We start from the raw sequence: 20,907 nt of genomic DNA, 5'->3' as shown, positions 1-20,907 counted from the left end.
TATTTTAAGGAGTTATTATGGCAAATCTTAAAGAAATTAGAGATCGAATTGTTTCTGTTAAAAATACTAGAAAAATAACAGAAGCCATGAGATTGGTTGCGGCTGCGAAGGTTAGGAGAGCACAAGATCAAGTCCTCAAGAGTAGACCTTTTGCAGACAAACTTGCTCGTGTTTTAGAGAATATTCAATCGAGGGTCCAGTTTGAGGCTGTAGACTCTCCACTTTTATCCAAAAGAGAAGTGAAATCAATTTCTTTGGTTTGCATAACTGCGGATCGAGGCTTATGTGGTGGATATAATACAAACATAATTAAAAAGGTAGAAATTAGGTATGCAGAGTTAATTAAACAAGGTTATGAACCAAATTTGATTTTAGTTGGGAAAAAAGCAATAGGTTACTTCCAAAATAGGAAGGATAAATACGTAATTAAAAGTACATTCAAAGAACTAGAACAAGTCCCAACAGCTATAGATTCTGAAGGAATAACCAATGAGGTTTTAGCGGAATTTTTATCAGAAAACTCAGATAGGGTAGAAATCATTTATACCAAATTCATCACTCTCGTAAGTTGTGCTCCAGTTGTACAAACGTTGCTGCCATTAGACCCTCAAGGAATTGCACAGGAAAATGATGAGATCTTTAGATTAACTACAAAAAATAGTAAGTTACTAGTTGAAAAATCTAATTTAGAAAAGAATGAATCAGACAGATTGCCTTCTGATATCGTTTTTGAACAAAGCCCTGATCAGTTATTGGATTCCTTATTACCTTTGTACTTGCAGAATCAGATTCTTAGAGCACTTCAAGAGTCTGCTGCATCAGAACTTGCCTGCAGAATGACTGCAATGAATAATGCAAGTGATAATGCTAAAGAATTAGCAAGTACTTTAAACCTTACCTATAACAAAGCAAGACAAGCTGCAATAACTCAGGAAATTTTAGAGGTGGTAGGAGGTTCAGCAGTCTAGCTGAATCCTCAAGAATGTCGGAATATAGTATTAAAGTTGAATTAAAAAAAAATGGACGTGTTTTTTTATGTCCGGTGTATCCAAATACCATAACTTTCGCTAAAGTTATTGAAATTGATATTCCAACAAGTTGCTCTTCGGGAGTATTTACTAATACTTCCTCAATGTTAGTTGATAGATCAGTTGAACATGAGGATGCAATTGGTTTAAAGAATGATTTGAAGGGAAAGAGTTTTGCTTATTCAAAGTCTGATTTACATATTATTATCGGAAATGAAGCTCAAGATCATCTATCTAGTAGTCAATTTGGTAACTACCAAAAATGAAATTAATAAAGGTTGATTTTTATTTAGATTGGCCACCATCAATAAAAGTTTTTAATTTGAGGAGATTTATTATCGGAAATCTAATGAAAAAAGGGAGAATTATAAGATGGTCTATTGCCGATATAAAAGCTTCAGTAGAATCATCTCATGTAAAGAAAATAAGAATTAAAGCTGTTTTAGAAAAACAAATCAATTCATCAATATAAATCAAGATAGTAAATGGACATTTCACCTACAATTTTTATTATTCCAACTGGGATTGGATGTGAAATCGGAGGTTTTGCTGGAGATTCCCTCCCTGCTGCAAAATTGTTAGCCTCCGCAAGTGGATGCTTAATTACTCATCCCAATGTTATGAATGGGGGTTCTCTTGCAGAAAAACACAAAGATATTTTTTATGTCGAAGGTTATAGCTTAGATAGATTTGCTAAAGGAGAAATTGGCCTCAAAAGTGTAAAACAGCAGAAAATTGGAATAATTTTTGATTCAAGCATTGAACATGAAATATTAATAAGACATTTACAAGTCGCAGATGCTTGTGTCGCAACATTAGGAATTGATGTTGATTCTTATGTATTAACAAAAAAGCCTTTAGGAATAAGTATTGATTCTGAATCACAAGGTATCAGCGAAGGTTTAATTGAAAATCCCGATACTTTAATTGAAGCAGGAGAAATGTTGATAAATAAAGGTATGACGGCAATAGCGATAGTAGCTAAATTCCCTGATGATTTAGATTTAGTTGAAACAAATTCATATAGGGAGGGAAAAGGTGTTGATCCCATAGCAGGAGTTGAGGCTGTAATAAGTCATTTGATAAGTAAGTTTCTCAAAGTTCCCTGTGCACATGCACCTGCATTAAGTCCAATTGAATTGAATGAAAATTTAGATCCTCGGGCGGCTTCCGAAGAAATAGGATATACATTTTTGCCCTCAGTATTGATTGGTTTAAGTAAGGCTCCAGATCTTATAGAATTATCTGATAAAAGCGACAGTATTACCTTACACCCAAGTCATGTCGAATCTATTGTGATTCCAAGTGGTTCATTAGGCGGAGAAGCAGTTTTAGCCGGAATGGAAAGAGGATTAAATATAATTGCTGTAAAAAATCAAAATATTATAAACCTTGATAATAATATTTATAACTATCCTAAACTCATTGAGGTGGATAATTATTTTGAGGCATCAGGTTTAGTTCTTGCTATAAGAGAAGGAATTAACCCTAAATCAATTAAAAGACCTTTAAATAAAATTCAAGAAATGACTTTTAAAAAGATGGGATCTTAGTAAGAAATTGCAATTGGGACTCTCCAGTCACTTCCCAGTGATTGACTACTTAGTTTTAGTATAGGAGGAGCTTGTTTTCTTTTGAATTCGGCTTTTTTAATTAGTGTAATTATTTTTAAAATTTGTTTTTTGGTATGACCATCTTGTTCAAGAAGCTGTAAATCTTTTTTTTCCTCAATAATTCCTTTAAGAATTTTATCTAATAAAGAATATGGAGGCAGTGAATCGGTATCAAGTTGATTAGGTCCTAACTCAGCACTGGGAGCCTTCTTTCGGATTTGGTCCCCAATAATTTTAACTTTAGTATCTAATTTGTAAGCTTTTCGGCGTTCTAATGAATCTTCACTATCTAGCCAATTACACAATTTAAAAACATTAGTTTTATATAAATCACCTATTACAGATAATCCTCCATTCATATCGCCATATAGTGTGCAATATCCAACAGCTAGTTCTGATTTATTACCAGTTGCAAGTAATAAATGCTTTTCTTGATTAGCTAAAGCCATTAGAAGGGTACCCCTTATCCTCGATTGGATGTTTTGATTTGTTACGCCTTCTACTTTGAAATTAAAGCTTTCTAAAAAAGAGTCCTCAAAAGAAGACATGATATTTTCAATTGAAATTGTATTTAAATTTACATTTAATCTTTCGACTAAATCTTTTGCATCGATTTTAGAATGATTTGAACTCCATTTAGAAGGCATTGAGACGCAGAAGATATTCTCATGTCCTAATGCAGCAGTTGCAATTACTGAAACGAGTGCCGAATCAATTCCTCCACTTAAGCCAATCAAAGCTGATCTAAATCCGCATTTTTTAGCGTAATCTTTTACTCCCAAAACTAAAGCATCAAAAACTGAAGAAATATCAGAAGATTTTTTTTCAGTTACCAAATTTAAATTTTCATTAATATTCCAAATGAATGTATCTTCTGAAAAAGATTTTAATTGCTTAATTTTTGATCCATTTTTATTGATAATGAAACTATTCCCATCAAAAATTAGATCATCATTAGCCCCTACTTGATTGATGTATACCAAAGGCACATTAAGATATTGAGCCGCAAAACTTGAAATTTTATTTCTTAACTTAAATTTTTTGAAGGTGTATGGAGATGCCGATAAATTTAATAAAAGATCAATTTTTTTACTCTTTAATTGCGAAATTGGATTCTTTTCATGAATACCTCTCCCATCTATATTTTCATTAACCCATAAATCTTCACATATAGTTAAGCCAATCTTATAAGTTTTATCTTTAATTTTCTTGGAGATTACAGATACTTTCTCTTCGGATCGAAAGTATCTTTTCTCATCAAATACTTCATAAGTAGGGAGAATAATTTTTCGTGCAATTGTTTTCCAATGACCACTCTCAATTAGAACAACAGAATTATAAAGATTTGGGAAAAAAGAGTCATCAATCTTTTCAGCAATCCCTACCGTAATGCTCAAATCCCCATATTTTTTATTAATAGATTTGGATAGCTGATCTAGAATAGTATATTGTCTTTCAATTAAATTTTTTTTTAAAAGTAAATCTTTTGCAGGATAACCCCACAAAGATAATTCTGGGGTGAGCACCATATCAGCAGAATTTAAATGTGCTTTATTAGCTACATAGAGTATTTTTTTTGCATTTCCATCTAGATCGCCCACAATTGGATTTAATTGAGCAAGGAAAAACTTCATTCAACTAAGTAACAAATTCATATAAATTATTCTTCTTCACTATATCAATTAAAGCTTTTGGTAGGTCAGAATAATTGTTATTTAATCTAACCGTTGAACTAGAAATATTTGGAATATTTAATGAAGAAATTTCAAATATAACTTTATTATTTTCTAGCATTTTTAAAGTATTAGATTCAATTGGATAGCCTTCTCTTTTGATTATTAGTAATTTAACTTCGTCAATAATTTTATTAAAATTTTTCCATGAAAAAATTTCTGTAATTAAGTCACTTCCTATCACAAAATCGATTTTATCGAAGGAATAAATTTTTTTACATTTTTCAATTGATTCTATTGCCCACGGGCTACTTATTTTTTGATTGAATATTACTTTTGGATTATTGATATCTTTGATTAGTGTTTCTAATAAAAGGTTTCGAAAAAAAATATTTTCTTTATGCTGTTTTTTGGGATTATCACTTGCATAAGTAATAATGCAAGAATAAATATTTGATAATTCTTCCAGTATTAACTTATGGCCCTTTGTTGGTGGATCTGCACTAGTTCCAAATAGGGCGATTCGATTTTTATTATCAAATTTCAAGGTAGAAAAGTAGCGAAATTATTCTCTGAATTTTTATTAGATAAATAAATTTTTGTGTAATCAAAAATTTCAGGTTCTTTCATTATGAATTTTGTGATTATTTGAGATGGATCTAAAAGATATCCTTTGCTTTTTCTAAATATTTCTTTAGCGGCTAATTTACCGATAATTTTTGTAGATTTAACAGATATTGCTGCTTGTACAATAGCTATCGGCCCATATGGTAACAATGACAACCCGTGTGTGAAAGGAGCAGTAGCTAAGAAAACTTTTCGTAATAAATTAAAAGATGTATTTATACCGACTTGAGAGGCTCCTAGGAGAATGTTATTTATAGAAATCTTTTTGACGATTTTTCGTGCTGATTGGCCTTTAAGATTTAAGCCATAAACTTTGCTCAATTCACAAACTAAAGCAGTATCTAAAGCAAAACCTCCTGCAATATCAAGAAAAATTAATGGGTTTAATGCAACTCCCGATGCTTTGATTGTTGCAAATTTACCAATAATTGATTGAGCTTCCAATTGTCTTCTTTTTAACCTTTGTTCTTTTATTTTCAAGGATAAATTATCAGCTAATTGAAGGGAGTTAAAAGTTAATAAACTTTCCCCATATCTATTTATTAATTCAGTTATCTCGTTTTGAATGTTCTTTTTTGAATTAAATATTATTGGGATATGAATATGTTGAGGCAGTTTTAATCTTATATTTTTGATGATATTTATAAATTCATGCTCCTTCCATGTGTCAATTTTATTAAAAATAATAATAATTTTTTTTCCATTTTTGATAAATGAATTAATTTGAGATAGCTCATTTCTGTTAATATCTCCAGCTATGACAAATAAAATCAGTTCTGAATTACTCACTTGAGAAAATATTTTTTCTGGATCTTTAATATCACAAAAGTCAAAACCGGGAGAATCAATTAATTCGATAGTTTTTAAATTTTGAAATTTTAGAGACCACTCTTTTTTTTCAATGTTTTTTGTTGATCCATTAATAATATCTGTCTTAAACTCGTGTTTGTTTAACAATAAATTTAGTATTGAGGACTTTCCAACTCCTGCCTTGCCATAAATACCAATTCTTAACTGTTTTTCTTTGAGCCTAAAAAGTTGTTGATTAAAAGATATAATTTCCTTATTTAAATTACTTTTTTCATAGTTGCTAAGGTCGATACTCTCCCACCATTTTTTTAAAAGTAAATAAATTTTATCAATATTGATTTGTTTCATATTTATTCTTGCCACCATCCTGCCAATACAGATAATACAGCTTCTGATCCAATTATTCCCACGAATCCTCCAAACTCATCTACTACTACTTTCACTCCTTTGTTATCCTTGTCAAATTTTGTTAATAACTTGTCTACTTTTATCATTTCTGGTATGTAGTCCACAGGATCACATAAATCTGATAGTAATTTTTTATTTTCTCCTTTGATAAGACTAGTTAGTAAGTTTTCACGTTTGGCTATTCCTTGTATTTTATCAACTTTATCACCCAAGACAATCCACCATGGAGAATTATTTGAAATTATTAGTTTTGAAATTTCATCAAGATTTGAGGAACCATCAAGACTAGGTGCAGATACTCTTGGGATCATTAAATCTTTAGCTTTCAAATCATTTAATTGAAAAACTTTAAGTATCATTGCGGCTTCATCAGCCTCTATGAACCCCTTCTGTGAACCAATTTTTGCCATTTGCCTAATTTCTTCTTCATCCGTTGATATTTCGTTCTCTGCAGTGATCACAGGAAATAAATGCTCTATTAATATTAAGAAAGGCCTCATTAAACTATTTAACATTCTCAAAATTGGAACAGATAATATAGCTATTTGCAATGAAAATCTTGTACCTATTGCTTTAGGAAGTACTTCGCCAAGTAATACTACTAATACATAAAAAGCGATCGAAAATAATGTTAAACCAAAACTACTTTTAATTATTAAGGCTCCATAAACACCTAAAAGGAGACTACCTATTATATTAAAACCATTATTAGTTATGGTAATTACAGTTAAAGTTCTTCCAAGATGTTTTCTAAGTTTAAGAAGTTGATTAGCAGAACTTTTAGGTTTTTGTTTTGATGCTAATTCTAAAATCCTTATGGAGTTGACAGCTAAAAAAGCTGCTTCTACTCCTGAACAACATGCGGAACCTACTAATATTATTATTATTAGTAAAATTAGAATGTAAACACTTGGTTCCATTTAAATTGATTAGTTTTAAATATCTTTTAATTCATTCTTCCACTTTTTTACAAAACCCGCCAATTGACAATTTATGTTTAAAACTAATACAAAAATTTTTGAAGAAAGAAGAGAAATTTTCCTAAAAAAATTAAATGGTAAAGCTGCCATCATTTCAAGCTCAAGTTTAGTTAATCATCATGCTGATTGTGAATACCCTTTTAGACAAGATAGTAATTTTTGGTATCTTACTGGATTTGATGAGCCTGATTCAATTGCTCTTTTCTTGTCTAATAAGCCAAAAGGTGAAAGGTACATCTTGTTTGTTGCCCCAAAAGACATTATTAGCGAGGTCTGGCATGGCTTTAGATGGGGTGTAGAGGGCGCTGAAAGAGAATTCAAGGCAGATAAAGCCCACTCAATTAGTGATTTTAAGCGTTTACTTCCAGTTTATATTAGTGATTCAGAAGACATCGTATATTCACAAAACAAACATTCCAAATTTGAAAAAATAGTTTTGGAAATATTCTCAAAACAAATTGAAGCTCGTTCAAAAGAAGGAAAAGAAGAAATTAATATAGAATCCCCAGAAATTTATCTCAATGAGATGCGCTTAATTAAAAGTGATTTTGAGATCAGTAGGATGAGAGAGGCAACTCAAATTTCTGCCGAAGCTCATGAATTAGTTAGGGAATCTATTTCATTAAAAAAAAATGAAAGACAAATTCAGGGATTAATAGAAGGATTCTTTTTAGAAAAAGGTGCAAGAGGACCAGCTTATAACTCAATAGTTGCTTCAGGCGATAATGCCTGCATTTTGCATTACACATTAAATAACTCTGACTTAAATAAAGGAGATCTATTATTGGTGGACGCAGGATGTTCATTAATGGATTATTACAATGGGGACATAACAAGAACTATTCCGATAGGAGGGAAGTTTTCTAAAGAGCAGAAAATTATATATGAAATTGTTTTAGAAGCACAAAAAAACGCAATTAAGCATTCTGTAAAAGGTTCTAATACTACTAATGTTCATAATGTTGCTTTGAGAATTTTGGTAGATGGATTAAAGGAAATTGGACTGTTGAGAGGAGATACTGATGGAATAATTGAAAACGGATCTTATAAACATCTTTATATGCATAGAACTGGACATTGGCTTGGTTTAGACGTTCATGATGTTGGGGCTTACAGGATGGGAGAATATGATGTTCCATTACAGAATGGCATGATACTTACTGTTGAACCGGGTATCTATATAAGTGATAGGATCCCAGTCCCCGAAGGACAACCTAGTATTGATGAAAAATGGAAAGGTATTGGAATAAGAATAGAAGATGACATTCTTGTAAAAGAAAAAGAACCAGAAATTCTTAGCATCGCTGCGCTGAAAGAAATTTCTGATTTAGAGTATTGAATATTTGACTTATCCAATTAATGGTTTTATTTTTTTATTAGTATAAAAATTAAAAATGGATAAATCAAATTCTTATGATTCCAAATTATCTCAAGCAAGAGGTTTAGCTAGTCAACTTGGTATGTTTGCAGAAGAAAATGATATTCCCAAAGATCTTTGGGATTCTTTAGAGGCAACTATTTACGAATTTTATGAGGTGTCCAGCGATAGATAAATTAATTTTAAGCTATTTTGAATAAATAAAAACAAGAATTTTTGATCAAATTGATCAATAAGTGACCATAAGCTGATAAATTATTAACTAAATCTAATTAATATTTAATGACTTCATCAGATAAAAACATTGAGAATACGCAGGAGCAACAAGAACAAAAAAATGATTCTTCAAAATCAAAAAAAACTTTCCCAAATGCTGGGATGATGGGGGCAAATGCTGTTTTAGCTGCTGCCAAAATTGATGAAGATGGAGTTCCTACAGGCTATACACCTAAACCGGATGAAGGAAGGTTTATTATTAAAATTTTGTGGTTACCTGATAATGTTGCATTGGCAGTAGATCAAATTGTTGGTGGAGGTCCAAGTCCTCTTACTGCTTACTATTTTTGGCCAAGAGATGATGCTTGGGAAAAATTAAAAAGTGAACTAGAGAATAAAAGTTGGATTACAGATAATGAAAGAGTTGAAATATTGAATAAAGCTACTGAAGTAATAAATTATTGGCAAGAAGAAGGTAAAACTAAAAAATTGGAAGAGGCAAAGCTAAAGTTTCCTGAAGTTGCTTTCTGTGGGACTGCATGAAATTTAGTTTTTTGATGCTTGAAATCTTGCCTCAGCCTTTGAAATTTCATTAAGAGCTTTAATCTTTTCTGGACTTTTCTCATTTTCAGGAAATTTACTAATTGCTGATTTTGCTTTTTTAAGAGCTTCTTCAGCATTTTGGGTATTAATTTCAGAACCAATTTCAGCACTGTTAACTAATACTATAACTTCATCAGATTCAATTTCAGCAAAGCCACCCATCAAAGCTATTGATGTCCATTTTGAATTCATTCTTAGCCTTAACACACCAATATCAATTGCCGTAACCAAGGATATGTGACCCGGAAGCACCCCAATCTGACCGGTCGTACTTGGAAGAATTACCTCTTCAGCATCACCTTCGTAAACATTTTGATTTGGAGCTAAAACCTTGAGTGAAATTGCCATTAATTTAAATTTTTAAAGTTTTTAGAATTATTTATTAAAGTTGATAATTTATTTTTCTGAATTTATTTTGTCTGCTTTAGCTTTTACTTCTTCAATATTACCCACCAAGTAAAATGCTTGCTCGGGCAAATCATCTAGTTCACCAGCCAATATCATATTAAAACCAGCAATTGTATCTTCTAATTTGACATATTTTCCAGACATTCCTGTAAAAATTTCTGCTACGAAGAATGGCTGAGACAAGAATTTTTCAATCTTTCTTGCTCTGCTAACAGTTAATCTGTCTTCTTCAGATAATTCATCTAAACCAAGAATTGCAATAATATCTTGGAGCTCTTTATATCTTTGTAAAGTAGATTGAACTGCACGAGCAGTTTTATAATGGTCATCGCCAACTACTGATGGTTGGAGCATTGTGCTTGTTGAGTCTAGAGGGTCAACTGCAGGGTAAATACCCTTTGCAGCAAGACCTCTTGCTAGAACGGTTGTGGCATCTAAGTGTGCAAAAGTTGTAGCAGGAGCTGGGTCAGTTAGATCATCAGCTGGAACATATACAGCCTGAATTGATGTAATGGAACCCTCTAAAGTTGAAGTGATTCTTTCTTGTAATGCTCCAACATCAGTTCCTAAAGTAGGTTGATAACCAACCGCAGAAGGCATTCTTCCAAGCAATGCTGATACTTCAGAACCGGCTTGAACAAATCTAAAAATATTGTCTACAAAAAGAAGAACATCTTGCTTGTTTACATCTCTAAAATGTTCAGCCATAGTTAATGCTGATAAGCCAACTCTCATCCTGGCACCTGGTGGCTCATTCATCTGGCCGAAGCACAAAGCAACTTTAGATTGAGATAAATCTTCTGCGTTAATAACACCTGACTCTTTAAATTCTTCGTATAAATCATTTCCCTCTCTAGTTCTTTCCCCAACCCCTCCAAACACTGATACACCACCATGCTCTTTGGCAATATTATTAATTAATTCCTGTATCAATACTGTTTTACCTACGCCAGCACCTCCAAACAAACCGACTTTACCTCCTTGTCTGTAGGGAGCTAATAGGTCTATAACCTTAATTCCTGTTTCGAAAACTTTAGGCTTAGTCTCTAAATCAGTTAATTTAGGTGCTGATCTGTGGATTGGAGCAGTGTCTGAAGTTTTTACTGGACCTTGTTCATCTACTGGCTCTCCTAATACATTAAATATTCTTCCTAAAGTCGCCTCTCCAACAGGAACTGATATAGGAGCACCTGTATCAGTCGCCTCCATGCCTCTCACAAGGCCGTCAGTGCCGCTCATGGCAACAGCTCTAACTCTATGGTCTCCTAACAGCTGTTGGACCTCTGCAGTGAGCGCTATGTCCTGACCTGCTGGGTTCTTTGATTCAATTCTTAAAGCATTCAATATTTTTGGTAATTTACCAGCTGGAAATTCTACATCCAAAACTGGACCAATTACTTGACGTACTACACCCTTTGTTGGTGCTGAAGTTGATGGAGTTGCTACCATTTTGTATTGACTTGGTGATGATTAGCTGATTTTAGAACAGCCCATAATGCGAAATATTACCACCTCGAGGGTATATTCGTTAACTGGGTTCGGCCAACCGCACAGTTAAAGAGTGGTTGAATTGCTGCTTAACAGATTATGTTATTGATCATACGGTATTGATTAACAATCTTTCCAAATTTTTGACGCATAGCGTCGCATTTATGACCCTCCATTAATCTATGGCAGCTGTTTCACTTACAGTCTCTACAGTCAAACCACTGGGAGATAGAATATTTATCAAAGTTTCCGAATCTGAGGAAAAAACTGCTGGGGGCATCCTTTTGCCTGACTCAGCTAAAGAAAAACCACAGGTAGGAGAAGTTGCTCAGGTTGGCCCTGGGAAACTTAACGATGATGGTTCTCGTCAAACTCCCGAAGTGAGTATTGGCGACAAAGTCTTATACAGCAAATATGCTGGAACTGACATCAAATTGGGAGGAGATGAGTACGTCTTGCTTTCAGAAAAAGATATTTTGGCTGTTGTAAGCTAATTTATTTGTTTCAAAAATTATTAAAACTTATTATTAAATTACTTGCCTAACATGGCTAAAAGAATTATTTACAACGAGCAAGCTCGTAGAGCGCTCGAGAGAGGCATTGATATCCTTGCTGAGTCTGTGGCTGTAACGCTTGGGCCTAAGGGAAGAAATGTTGTCCTAGAAAAAAAATTTGGAGCTCCTCAAATTATTAATGATGGGGTAACAATTGCAAAGGAAATCGAATTAGAGGACCATATTGAAAATACTGGTGTTGCTCTAATTAGACAAGCTGCTTCAAAGACAAATGATGCGGCTGGTGACGGTACTACAACTGCTACTGTTCTTGCACATGCAATGGTAAAAGCTGGCCTACGAAATGTAGCAGCTGGAGCTAATGCCATTACCTTAAAAAAAGGTATTGATAAAGCTACTGAATTCCTTGTAGGGAAGATAGAAGAAAATTCAAAACCAATTAGTGATAGTACTGCAATAGCTCAATGCGGAACTATTGCTGCCGGCAATGATGAAGAAGTTGGTGAAATGATTGCCAATGCAATGGACAAGGTAGGTAAAGAAGGTGTCATCTCACTTGAAGAAGGCAAATCAATGACTACTGAGTTAGAGGTCACTGAGGGAATGCGTTTTGATAAAGGTTACATTTCTCCCTACTTTGCAACAGATACTGAGCGAATGGAGGCAGTCTTAGATGAGCCTTACATTTTACTAACTGATAAGAAGATTGCGTTAGTGCAAGATTTAGTGCCAGTCTTAGAGCAAATAGCCAAAACAGGAAAGCCTCTTGTCATTATTGCTGAAGATATTGAAAAAGAAGCTCTAGCTACTCTAGTTGTTAATAGATTAAGAGGTGTGCTGAATGTTGCTGCTGTTAAGGCTCCCGGATTTGGCGATAGAAGGAAAGCAATGCTTGAAGATATGGCTGTTTTGACTAATGGTCAGTTAATAACTGAAGATGCAGGTTTGAAATTAGAAAATGCTACTTTAGAAATGTTAGGCACTGGTAGAAGAATTACCATCAATAAAGAGACTACAACTATAGTCGCTGAGGGTAATGAAAAGGCAGTCAATTCAAGATGTGATCAGATTAAAAAACAAATGGAGGAAACAGATTCTTCCTACGACAAAGAAAAACTTCAAGAACGTTTAGCTAAGCTGGCTGGAGGAGTTGCAGTTATTAAAGTTGGAGCTGCTACTGAAACTGAAATGAAGGATAAAAAACTTCGTTTAGAAGATGCTATCAATGCTACAAAAGCTGCTGTTGAAGAAGGGATAGTTCCAGGTGGTGGAACAACTCTTGCACATTTAGCTCCAATTCTTAAAGAATGGGCTGATGCAACTTTATCTGGCGAGGAATTAATAGGAGCCAATATAGTTGAGGCATCATTAACTGCTCCTCTTATGAGAATTGCTGAGAATGCTGGTTCAAATGGAGCTGTAATTGCTGAAAATGTTAAATCCAAACCATTTAATGATGGATTTAATGCAGCTACTGGAGAATATGTAGACATGTCTTCAGCAGGAATAGTTGATCCTGCAAAAGTCACACGTTCTGGACTACAGAATGCCGCATCAATAGCAGGAATGGTACTTACTACTGAATGCATTGTTGCAGATATGCCTGAGAAAAAAGAATCAGCACCTGCTGGAGCTCCAGGAATGGGTGGAGATTTTGACTACTAGATAATTACATGTTCTAGTTCAAAAGGGATTGTTTTTACAATCCCTTTTTTTGTTCAAAAAATTATTTAAAGAAAAATAAATGTAATTTTAAAATACTAAATCCAACCAGCACTCAGAATGATTGCAAGAGATAAAAATATTATCAAAGTTGTCCAAGTTATTTTGTTAAGTGATGCTTCAGCACTACTAGCGCTAGTAAACATTGAGCTTCCACTAGCTGCTATTCCTCCCATACCATCTCCTTTAGGACTATGAAGCAAAACTAAAAGTATTAGAAGAATTCCAGAACCAACCCATATCCAAGTAAATATTTGACTCATTTTTAGAATTTGTTATGTATTTAATTTAAACATGTTGAACGACTTTATTAAATCCTTTTAATTCAATTTCTTTAATAAGTGATTTTCCTGTCATTTCTTTTGGAACTGGAAGACTTAACAACTGTAATAATGTTGGAGCAATATCTGCTAATCCAGCATTATCTCTCAAATAAATCTCATTCCCCATATTTGGAATTTTTCTTTTCTCACCTTCAATAAAAATTAAAGGGACTTTATTGATAGTGTGGGCTGTCCATGGTTCCCCATCAGGACCTTTCATTAATTCAGCATTGCCATGATCTGCAGTGATAAGGATACTGCCTCCCATCTCTCCTGTAGCATTAACTATTTTGCCTATACATTTATCAACAGTTTCAATAGCTTTTATGGCGGCCTCCATATCACCTGTATGTCCAACCATATCAGGATTAGCGAAATTAATAACTACAAAAGAATATTGTCCAGTTTTTATAGCATTAGAGCAACTAATAGTTAATTCTTCAGCAGACATTTCTGGAGCCATATCATAAGTTGCGACCCTCGGAGAGGGAATTAAATGCCTATGCTCTCCAGGAGAGGGGACTTCTACTCCTCCATTAAAAAAATAAGTTACGTGTGGATATTTTTCTGTCTCAGCTGTTCTGTATTGTTTAAGGCCGTTCTCTGAAACTATTTGGCCAATAAAGTTGTTGAGAGACTCAGGCGGAAATACAACTTTAACTGGTAAGTTCGCTTCATATTGAGTGAAAGTTAAGATATCTATATCAGGTATTATGTTTCTTTTAAAGTTATCAAATTCTCTTTCCGAAAGAGCCTTTATTATTTGTCTTGCTCTATCTGGACGAAAATTAAAGCATATTAAACTATCTCCATCTTTTAAGAATTTTTTAGATATTCTTACTGGCTCTAAAAATTCATCGGTAATATTTTCGCCATAACTTTTATTAAGATAATCTTCAGGGGAAAGATCAGTTACTTGGAGATTTGGATCAGTTAGATTTATAAAAGCTTTTTCAGTTCTTTCCCATAATAAATTTCTATCCATTATCCAATATCTACCGCATATGGATGCTATTTCTCCAACTTTGAATTCTTTTATGCAATCTTCTATTTGTTTGATGTATTTATAAGCACTTTTTGCTGGGGTATCTCTACCGTCAGTAATAACATGTATAGCTACTTTGTCTAAACCAGATTCAGATGCCCATTTTATTAATCCCAATAAGTGCTCAATGTGGCTATGAACTCCTCCATCTGAGCATAAGCCAGTGATGTGAAGGGTTCCATTGTTCTTCTTAATAGAATTAGCCATGTTATTTAACTCAAGTACTTGAGTTAATTGGTTATTTTTAACTACATTCGTAATCCTTACAAGTTCTTGCTGAATAATTCTTCCTGATCCAATTGTGAGATGGCCTACTTCAGAATTACCCATTTGGCCATTTGGCAAACCCACATCAGCCCCGCTCGCACTAATAAGTGTATGAGGATAAGCATGCCATAAAGCATCCATTACGGGAGTATTGGCCTGTTTTATGGCATTATCTGAGGTTTCTTCTCTATGTCCCCAACCATCAAGAATTGCAAGAACAACTGGACTCTCAGTAACTTTTATTTTATTTATATTCTTTTTGCTAATCTTTGACATCTCTTAAATAAAATGCAAGTTTTTAAAGCATTAATCTTTAATTTAGCTGTAAAAGCAGTTCCATACAATTTATATTTAATTTAGTTAGCTTTTGCTAATTTAAATAGGATGTTGAATAAAGTTAATTTTCATGTGAGTCATGTCCAATCAAGATAAAAGAATCACAATACTTACTGAAGATGAGTTAAGAAAAACTCTCTCGCGCTTAACTTTTGAAATTATTGAAAAGATCTCAAATTTAGAAAATCTCTTATTGGTTGGTATCCCTACGAGAGGAGTTCATCTCGCTGAAGTTTTGAGAAAAGACATGTTTGATAAAACTGGGATTAATGTAAATAAAGGAATAATAGATCCGACTTTCTATAGAGATGATCAAAATAGAGTTGGAACTCGTCTAATTGAGGCAACTGATTTTCCTACTTCAATAGAAAAAAAAGATATTGTTTTAATTGATGATGTTATTTATACAGGAAGAACAATTCGAGCTGCGATTGAGGCTCTTCTTTTATGGGGAAGACCGAAAAGAGTAATGTTATTAGTAATGATTGATAGAGGACATAGAGAACTACCAATTCAGCCTGATTTTTGTGGAAGAAAAGTTCCTACTAACAAAAAAGAAACTGTTCATTTATGTTTAAAGCAAGTGGACGGGGAAGAGGGTATCTTCTTGGATCGTTAATGTTTAAAAGATATTTCCTAAATTAGATTCGCCTAATTCTTTTTCATTAATATCTAGATATTTTACATAAAGAGATGAATCCTTCGTAATACTGAAATAGAGCTTTAAGCAATCTTCTCCAATTTTACACTCATTGTTTAATTTTATTTTTAAGGGCTTTTTATTCCATTTAAGAACCTCCTCTTCATTTTGATACTCTGATAACTTGGGTAAACCATTCTCAAAAATCACATCATAATTTCTTTTCTCTTTAGTTTCTCCAATAATGATCTCGAAAATGCTCTGACCATCTTTTCTGGCTTGAAGAATTAACTCAAATGGTTTTTCTGTAGGCCATGTTTGGCCCTTATAAAAAATCGGATGCCAGAATTGTTTTTGCTCTCTTTTATTAAATAATCTTATAGATATACCTTTAATTAGAATATCTTTAATCTTAACTCCGGGAGTCATAGCAAGAGCTCCAACTGCTATTGATTCAATAGGAGGAGGAGTTCTGATTTGTATCCCTGAAATCTCATTAGCTATCCACTCTTTGATTAAAGGAATTTGTGTTCCTCCTCCAACCAAAATCACAGAGTTCAAATCATCTATAGTACAAAATTTGCCTCTAGCTTCATTTAATAAATCTTTAAGTAAAGAATTTAAGTGATTTAAAAGATTGTTATCTATCAAAATCTTTTCAAAAATTTCTTTACTCAAAAAAAATTCCTTTTGTTCATTTTCTTCTGTAAATAATGAGATAAGGTGCCTTGTTTCAGATTCGACTCCTGGACTACTAAGCTTACATTTTAATTTTTCTGCTATTGAAAGATTTCTTTCATCTTGATTTGATGGTAAAAAATAATTAACAATCCATTGATCTATATCTTTACCTCCAATTTTTGATCCCGATTTGCTTATTGTTTCTGCACATCTTATTTTTTGCTTTGATATTGAACTCACATCCTTTCCTTGAAACTTCAATAGTTCTGCAATAGGGGCAGATTTACCTTCGCCACCTTGTGTTTTAATTACACTCATATCGATTGTACTTCCCCCAATATCGATAATCATAATGATTGAACCCAATGGAACATTGATGCCTATTCCCGCAGCAGTAGGTTCATCAACTAGTGCAATCTCATTAATAGGTAAACTTTCGCAGAGATTTATTAACCACTTTCTATAACCTTTATAGGTGTCAATTGGTGCAGTCAAGACGAGCCTTTTGATTTCTAGTTCATTTGGAATATTTTCCCAAAGAATTTTGAAAAATTTTTCACCGGATTCATTAGGACTTAAAACTTTCTTTTGAAGCCTCTCAACAGGATTAGCAATTAATCTTTTGAAATTTGAATGAAAATATGTTTCTGAATTAGATAAATTTTTCTTTTTCAATGCAGATAATCCTATCTTAGCGATATTGTCTTCACCTTCGAACCAAATGACTGTTGGGATGACTCCAGGAGAAGATGTAATGCCTGGTATTTCTATTAAATTTAAATCTTTACCTTTTTCATCTTGAAAAGCAATTACGGTATTAGTATTTCCCAAATCAAGAGCAAGAGTTCCTGAAAAATTCTTTTCCATATCAAATTACTTTTATGTTATTAAGTTTGTTTGGAAATTTATAAATTTAATGGCTTTAATGTTGATGTAAACTTTATTGTATAATTAAAATAAAAATTTTTTTATGAACGTATCACATAATTCTAGTATTGATCATAACGATCTTGCAAAAAGAGGGGAAAGTTTAATAAGAAAATCTACTAATAGATATTTAACTACTGTAAGAATTGCTTTTAGAGCTAAACAAAGACGTTTTGATGACTTTGATGGTTTGTTAGAAGAGTCCTCAATCAAACCAGTTCAAAGATCTATAATCGAACTAAGTGATGAACAAGATCAGCCAGATTTACTCCCTGGTTAATTTTGTTAGCAGAAGAAAAAAATTGGAAATTAATAAAAGATATCAAAAAAGGTAAATTTTGTTTTCTTATTAGAGTAAATAATTGGGCGATTGAGTTACAAAAACATGAATTCGAATTATTATATAAATTACTTTTGAAACTTAACAGTCAATTTTTGGAAATAAAAGATGAATTAATGGATGAAGAGTTAATTAATTTAGAAATAGAACAAATGCCTTGGTATGCAGAATTAGAGGGTAAAAAATATGAATGGAACTTAAGATTAATATTTGAAAGCTTGGAACAAACTCGATCTTTTGAAATGTATTGGCCTATACCAATAGCTGAAAATTTATCTTTTGAAATAAAAAAAATGTGGGAATCAATGGATTGAAAAATTAATTAATTTGGAATTTTTTTAAAAAAATTCCCCTACAAAAAAAAATTTTTTCACATCTTTTCCACAGATAATTCAACAAAAATATTTCTAGAACAGCCTTATGTGGAAAAAGTTATAAAGATAAGAAAATTTTATATTACTTATAAGATCTTAAGAATTTAGAAAACTTTCCATATAAATCCCTTTGTCTATTGGGTTCTTAAAATAATACAGAATGAGACTTTGATTGAATATTAAAAGTTGACTATTTAGTTTTTTTGAAGAAACATAGTTTTTATATTTCGACAAATTTTTTCATTATTAAAATCATGCAAGAATTAGAAGGTGATGTTAATCAAACATTTTTAAACAAAAAAGAAGAAATTGTTAGCTTTAAATGTGACCTGCATAGAAATCTTCAACAAGCTATGAATAAATTCGTTGAGGATCACCCAAAATGGGATCAATATAGAATACTACAAGCAGCAATAGCAGGATTTTTAATGCAGAAGGGATTTCAAAATAGGGATCTTACAAGACTCTATGTTGGCAAAATGTTTTCAATGGATTTTGATAATTAATAGATGATTAACCTTGTTTAATTCTTTCTAAAATCGATTTAGCTATCTTAGTCTCTACAGGAATTATAGATAATCTATTACCTTTTTTAACCAGTAATAATTCTTCTTCATTGAATAAGATTTTTAATTCTGGCAAGCTTAAAAATTTATCTGCTTTGAAAAGGTATTTTACTTTGACACAATCCCATCTTGGATTCTCCTTAGAAGATTTTTGGTCATAGTAACCTGATTCTTTTTGAAATTGAGTTGGATCAATAATATTCAAATCTACAACTTCCATAAAACCAGCAATTCCTGGAGGTTTACAATTTGAATGGTAAAAAAAAACTTTATCTCCAATCATCATCCTTCTCATGAAATTGCGTGCCTGATAATTTCTAATGCCATCCCATAAAGTTACTCCATCCCTTTTTAATGTGTCGATACTATAAGCATCTGGTTCACTTTTCATTAGCCAGTAATTAGGTTCATTCATAGACAATGATTTGCGGGAAATAGTGCTGCTGGTATGGCATTTTGTTGACTTTTTCGAAAATCAGCCAAATCCAAAGCGTTTTATTTAGTTTATCGAAGATAATCGAAGAAAGTTTTGAAAACAAAGTATACAGACTAATTGTTAATTGTTTTTTAGTCTTTAAAATAAAAATTAAATATATTCTTTCAGATGTCTGATAATTCCGAATTAAGGTGGCAACCAACTAAAGACCAGCTAGATGACATGATCTTACCTGCCTACACAGATATGGCGAAACAAAGTGTTGCTTATGTTAATCAATTTGGATGCCCTCCTGAATATGTCGCAGATATGTTGAGAGATATCGCAGATGCACTAATTTCTATTCATCCAGAATCTGAATCTGAATCTGAGGGCGGTTGCTCTTGTTGTTAAATAATAAAAAATTCTATCTTTAGCAAATTGAATTTTACATAGTTACAGATCGCTGCTGACGAATTTTTATTTTTATTCTCAAGAATTAGTTGCTTTCTAGAAAAAGCAGTATTTGCAATGCTTTTTAGGGAATGAGAGAGTCTTTTGTGCCAGTAGATTTGCAAATCTGTACCAGCTAGGTACGTAAAAACAGTCATATATTAAGGTTTGATGCTCTCTCTAAAGAACCACTTACCAGGACCTTAAGCGGCTTCTAGAGCAAATATCCGACTGTCTTTTCTCCAGTATCTGCACCCCTTAATTAAGTGATCTCCTTGAGGGATAAGTTTCTGATGAAAGGGACAAGTCAGAATAATTACACATTGATCTGTAGTGCTATAGCGAAAATAAGAGCAAGTAATGCAAATCTTTGTACGCTTGCTTTTTAACTCTCCGTGGTGATCGAAGTAGCCCCATTCTTGCCAGTCATCCATAACTTTTATAGTACAAAAGTACTATATATATATCATCGTTAAAGGTTAAAGGTCAACAAACTTATTTACTTTTTTGTAAGATTTCTTTTGCTTTGTGCCATCTTTTCATTTATGCATTTTTGATTACTTTTATCTGATTACAGTACTTATCAGCACCGTTGTAGTATTCGGCAAGAACGTTCTCAAGAAAAGTTTTAAATGCTTTCATACTTTTGATTGAAGACGCTTAAAAGCTTCTTTCGAGCTCTCAAACTTGTCTCTTTAAAGGTTCTCTGTACATATTGAACCCCCCCCCATGACGATAGAAAATAGCCTTCACTACTTTGTCAGAGGAAAGCTAAGGCTGAGCATATTTAATTTGTTGTGTTCTGTCCATTTTTTAAGTTTTGGTTGTTAGTTATGTCTGTGTAGTTTTCGGTGGGGCGGCATGGGGGTAAATCCGTGCCGCGTGTATATTTAAACCCCAAAAGTGATTTATTTTATTGTTTTCGGAATTGTTTTGACCTCGTTAATATCCAATTGCTTATTACTAAATAATCGTAGGGCGTTTGCTTTGGGAGTATCCATTTACAAAAAATATTCCCTAATAATCTGACATTTCAATTGCCATAATAAATTATTTACTATCCAAGTTGCC

At 32.8% G+C, this 20,907-nt stretch carries 24 protein-coding genes; 14 read left to right on the top strand and 10 right to left on the bottom strand.

Translation table 11 applies throughout. The annotated features are described in order from the left end of the window. Positions 1-17: 17 nt before the first annotated feature. From P9515_RS07760 to P9515_RS07745, 4 genes are read left to right on the top strand one after another with little or no spacing between them, the layout of a single operon-like run. Positions 18-968, top strand: a complete 951-nt coding sequence (locus tag P9515_RS07760; RefSeq protein ID WP_011820931.1) for a F0F1 ATP synthase subunit gamma — start codon at positions 18-20, stop codon at positions 966-968. Between the two features lie 14 nt (positions 969-982). Further along, positions 983-1,294 (top strand): 2Fe-2S iron-sulfur cluster-binding family protein, encoded by a 312-nt coding sequence (locus P9515_RS07755; RefSeq protein WP_011820930.1) that lies wholly within the window; start codon positions 983-985, stop codon positions 1,292-1,294. Then, positions 1,291-1,500: a hypothetical protein gene (locus P9515_RS07750; protein ID WP_011820929.1), complete on the top strand. Its 210-nt coding sequence runs from the start codon at positions 1,291-1,293 to the stop codon at positions 1,498-1,500. Before P9515_RS07755 ends, P9515_RS07750 begins: the two co-directional genes overlap by 4 nt. A gap of 13 nt (positions 1,501-1,513) precedes the next feature. Further along, a complete protein-coding gene (locus tag P9515_RS07745) occupies positions 1,514-2,581 on the top strand; it encodes a DUF3326 domain-containing protein (protein WP_011820928.1) in 1,068 nt (355 codons plus the stop codon). Here P9515_RS07745 and P9515_RS07740 read toward each other — a convergent pair. The 4 genes from P9515_RS07740 to P9515_RS07725 are packed head-to-tail and all read right to left on the bottom strand — an operon-like array spanning position 2,578 to position 7,079. Further along, a complete protein-coding gene (locus tag P9515_RS07740; RefSeq protein ID WP_011820927.1) occupies positions 2,578-4,275 on the bottom strand; it encodes an NAD+ synthase in 1,698 nt (565 codons plus the stop codon). The two genes, P9515_RS07745 and P9515_RS07740, sit on opposite strands and share 4 nt — an antisense overlap. Positions 4,276-4,279: 4 nt before the next feature. Then, the gene (locus P9515_RS07735; RefSeq protein ID WP_011820926.1) at positions 4,280-4,861 is read right to left on the bottom strand and encodes a nicotinate-nucleotide adenylyltransferase; all 582 of its coding nucleotides are present in this window, start codon (positions 4,859-4,861) and stop codon (positions 4,280-4,282) included. Beyond that, a complete protein-coding gene (locus P9515_RS07730) occupies positions 4,858-6,099 on the bottom strand; it encodes a DUF697 domain-containing protein (protein WP_011820925.1) in 1,242 nt (413 codons plus the stop codon). The genes P9515_RS07735 and P9515_RS07730 overlap by 4 nt, the downstream gene beginning before the upstream one ends. Before the next feature lie 2 nt (positions 6,100-6,101). Further along, entirely contained in the window at positions 6,102-7,079 is a 978-nt protein-coding gene (locus P9515_RS07725) for a CNNM domain-containing protein (RefSeq protein ID WP_011820924.1), read from the bottom strand. 73 nt (positions 7,080-7,152) lie between these two features. Between P9515_RS07725 and P9515_RS07720 the strand changes: the two genes are divergently transcribed. From P9515_RS07720 to P9515_RS07715, 3 genes are all read left to right on the top strand, one after another. After that, the gene (locus tag P9515_RS07720; protein WP_011820923.1) at positions 7,153-8,478 is read left to right on the top strand and encodes an aminopeptidase P N-terminal domain-containing protein; all 1,326 of its coding nucleotides are present in this window, start codon (positions 7,153-7,155) and stop codon (positions 8,476-8,478) included. 55 nt (positions 8,479-8,533) lie between these two features. Continuing rightward, positions 8,534-8,692, top strand: a complete 159-nt coding sequence (locus P9515_RS09935) for a hypothetical protein (RefSeq protein WP_011820922.1) — start codon at positions 8,534-8,536, stop codon at positions 8,690-8,692. Positions 8,693-8,799: 107 nt separating this feature from the next. Then, on the top strand, positions 8,800-9,276 hold the full coding sequence (locus P9515_RS07715) for a 30S ribosomal protein PSRP-3 (RefSeq protein ID WP_011820921.1): 477 nt from the start codon (positions 8,800-8,802) through the stop codon (positions 9,274-9,276). 3 nt (positions 9,277-9,279) lie between these two features. On the opposite strand, the gene atpC is transcribed toward P9515_RS07715, so the two are convergent. Next, entirely contained in the window at positions 9,280-9,684 is a 405-nt protein-coding gene (gene atpC, locus P9515_RS07710) for an ATP synthase F1 subunit epsilon (protein ID WP_011820920.1), read from the bottom strand. A 48-nt stretch (positions 9,685-9,732) separates the two neighbouring features. Further along, positions 9,733-11,193, bottom strand: a complete 1,461-nt coding sequence (atpD, locus tag P9515_RS07705; protein ID WP_011820919.1) for a F0F1 ATP synthase subunit beta — start codon at positions 11,191-11,193, stop codon at positions 9,733-9,735. A 221-nt stretch (positions 11,194-11,414) separates the two neighbouring features. On the opposite strand from atpD, the gene groES reads away from it, so the two are divergent. Beyond that, positions 11,415-11,726, top strand: a complete 312-nt coding sequence (gene groES, locus P9515_RS07700) for a co-chaperone GroES (protein WP_011820918.1) — start codon at positions 11,415-11,417, stop codon at positions 11,724-11,726. 51 nt (positions 11,727-11,777) lie between these two features. Beyond that, positions 11,778-13,412 (top strand): chaperonin GroEL, encoded by a 1,635-nt coding sequence (groL, locus tag P9515_RS07695; RefSeq protein ID WP_011820917.1) that lies wholly within the window; start codon positions 11,778-11,780, stop codon positions 13,410-13,412. Between the two features lie 95 nt (positions 13,413-13,507). On the opposite strand, the gene secG is transcribed toward groL, so the two are convergent. Together secG and gpmI are read right to left on the bottom strand one after the other, a co-directional pair. Continuing rightward, positions 13,508-13,732, bottom strand: coding sequence for a preprotein translocase subunit SecG (secG, locus tag P9515_RS07690; protein ID WP_011820916.1), 225 nt, complete (start codon positions 13,730-13,732; stop codon positions 13,508-13,510). A gap of 25 nt (positions 13,733-13,757) precedes the next feature. Further along, entirely contained in the window at positions 13,758-15,380 is a 1,623-nt protein-coding gene (gene gpmI / locus P9515_RS07685) for a 2,3-bisphosphoglycerate-independent phosphoglycerate mutase (RefSeq protein ID WP_011820915.1), read from the bottom strand. 139 nt (positions 15,381-15,519) lie between these two features. Here gpmI and pyrR point away from each other — a divergent pair, with 139 nt between their 5' ends. Continuing rightward, positions 15,520-16,059 (top strand): bifunctional pyr operon transcriptional regulator/uracil phosphoribosyltransferase PyrR, encoded by a 540-nt coding sequence (gene pyrR / locus P9515_RS07680; protein WP_011820913.1) that lies wholly within the window; start codon positions 15,520-15,522, stop codon positions 16,057-16,059. 3 nt (positions 16,060-16,062) lie between these two features. Here pyrR and P9515_RS07675 read toward each other — a convergent pair whose 3' ends face one another. Next, the gene (locus tag P9515_RS07675) at positions 16,063-17,628 is read right to left on the bottom strand and encodes an Hsp70 family protein (protein ID WP_011820912.1); all 1,566 of its coding nucleotides are present in this window, start codon (positions 17,626-17,628) and stop codon (positions 16,063-16,065) included. A gap of 103 nt (positions 17,629-17,731) precedes the next feature. Here P9515_RS07675 and P9515_RS07670 point away from each other — a divergent pair, with 103 nt between their 5' ends. From P9515_RS07670 to P9515_RS07660, 3 genes are all read left to right on the top strand, one after another. Then, positions 17,732-17,968, top strand: a complete 237-nt coding sequence (locus P9515_RS07670) for a DNA-directed RNA polymerase subunit omega (protein ID WP_011820911.1) — start codon at positions 17,732-17,734, stop codon at positions 17,966-17,968. A 2-nt stretch (positions 17,969-17,970) separates the two neighbouring features. After that, a complete protein-coding gene (locus P9515_RS07665; RefSeq protein ID WP_011820910.1) occupies positions 17,971-18,342 on the top strand; it encodes a DUF1818 family protein in 372 nt (123 codons plus the stop codon). 314 nt (positions 18,343-18,656) lie between these two features. Beyond that, positions 18,657-18,908, top strand: coding sequence for a DUF2811 domain-containing protein (locus tag P9515_RS07660; RefSeq protein WP_011820909.1), 252 nt, complete (start codon positions 18,657-18,659; stop codon positions 18,906-18,908). Positions 18,909-18,915: 7 nt separating this feature from the next. Here the strand turns inward: P9515_RS07660 and P9515_RS07655 are convergent, their stop codons facing one another. Continuing rightward, complete coding sequence (locus P9515_RS07655; RefSeq protein WP_011820908.1) at positions 18,916-19,383, bottom strand: EVE domain-containing protein; 468 nt, start codon at positions 19,381-19,383, stop codon at positions 18,916-18,918. 189 nt (positions 19,384-19,572) lie between these two features. Here P9515_RS07655 and P9515_RS07650 point away from each other — a divergent pair, with 189 nt between their 5' ends. Continuing rightward, positions 19,573-19,797, top strand: a complete 225-nt coding sequence (locus P9515_RS07650; RefSeq protein ID WP_011820907.1) for a hypothetical protein — start codon at positions 19,573-19,575, stop codon at positions 19,795-19,797. The last annotated feature ends 1,110 nt before the right edge of the window (positions 19,798-20,907 follow it).

It is taken from the genome of Prochlorococcus marinus str. MIT 9515, assembly GCF_000015665.1.
Taxonomy (GTDB): domain Bacteria; phylum Cyanobacteriota; class Cyanobacteriia; order PCC-6307; family Cyanobiaceae; genus Prochlorococcus_A; species Prochlorococcus_A marinus_P.
The sequence above is the reverse complement of the archived record's forward strand: the minus strand, read 5'-3'. Positions and strand labels throughout refer to the sequence as shown.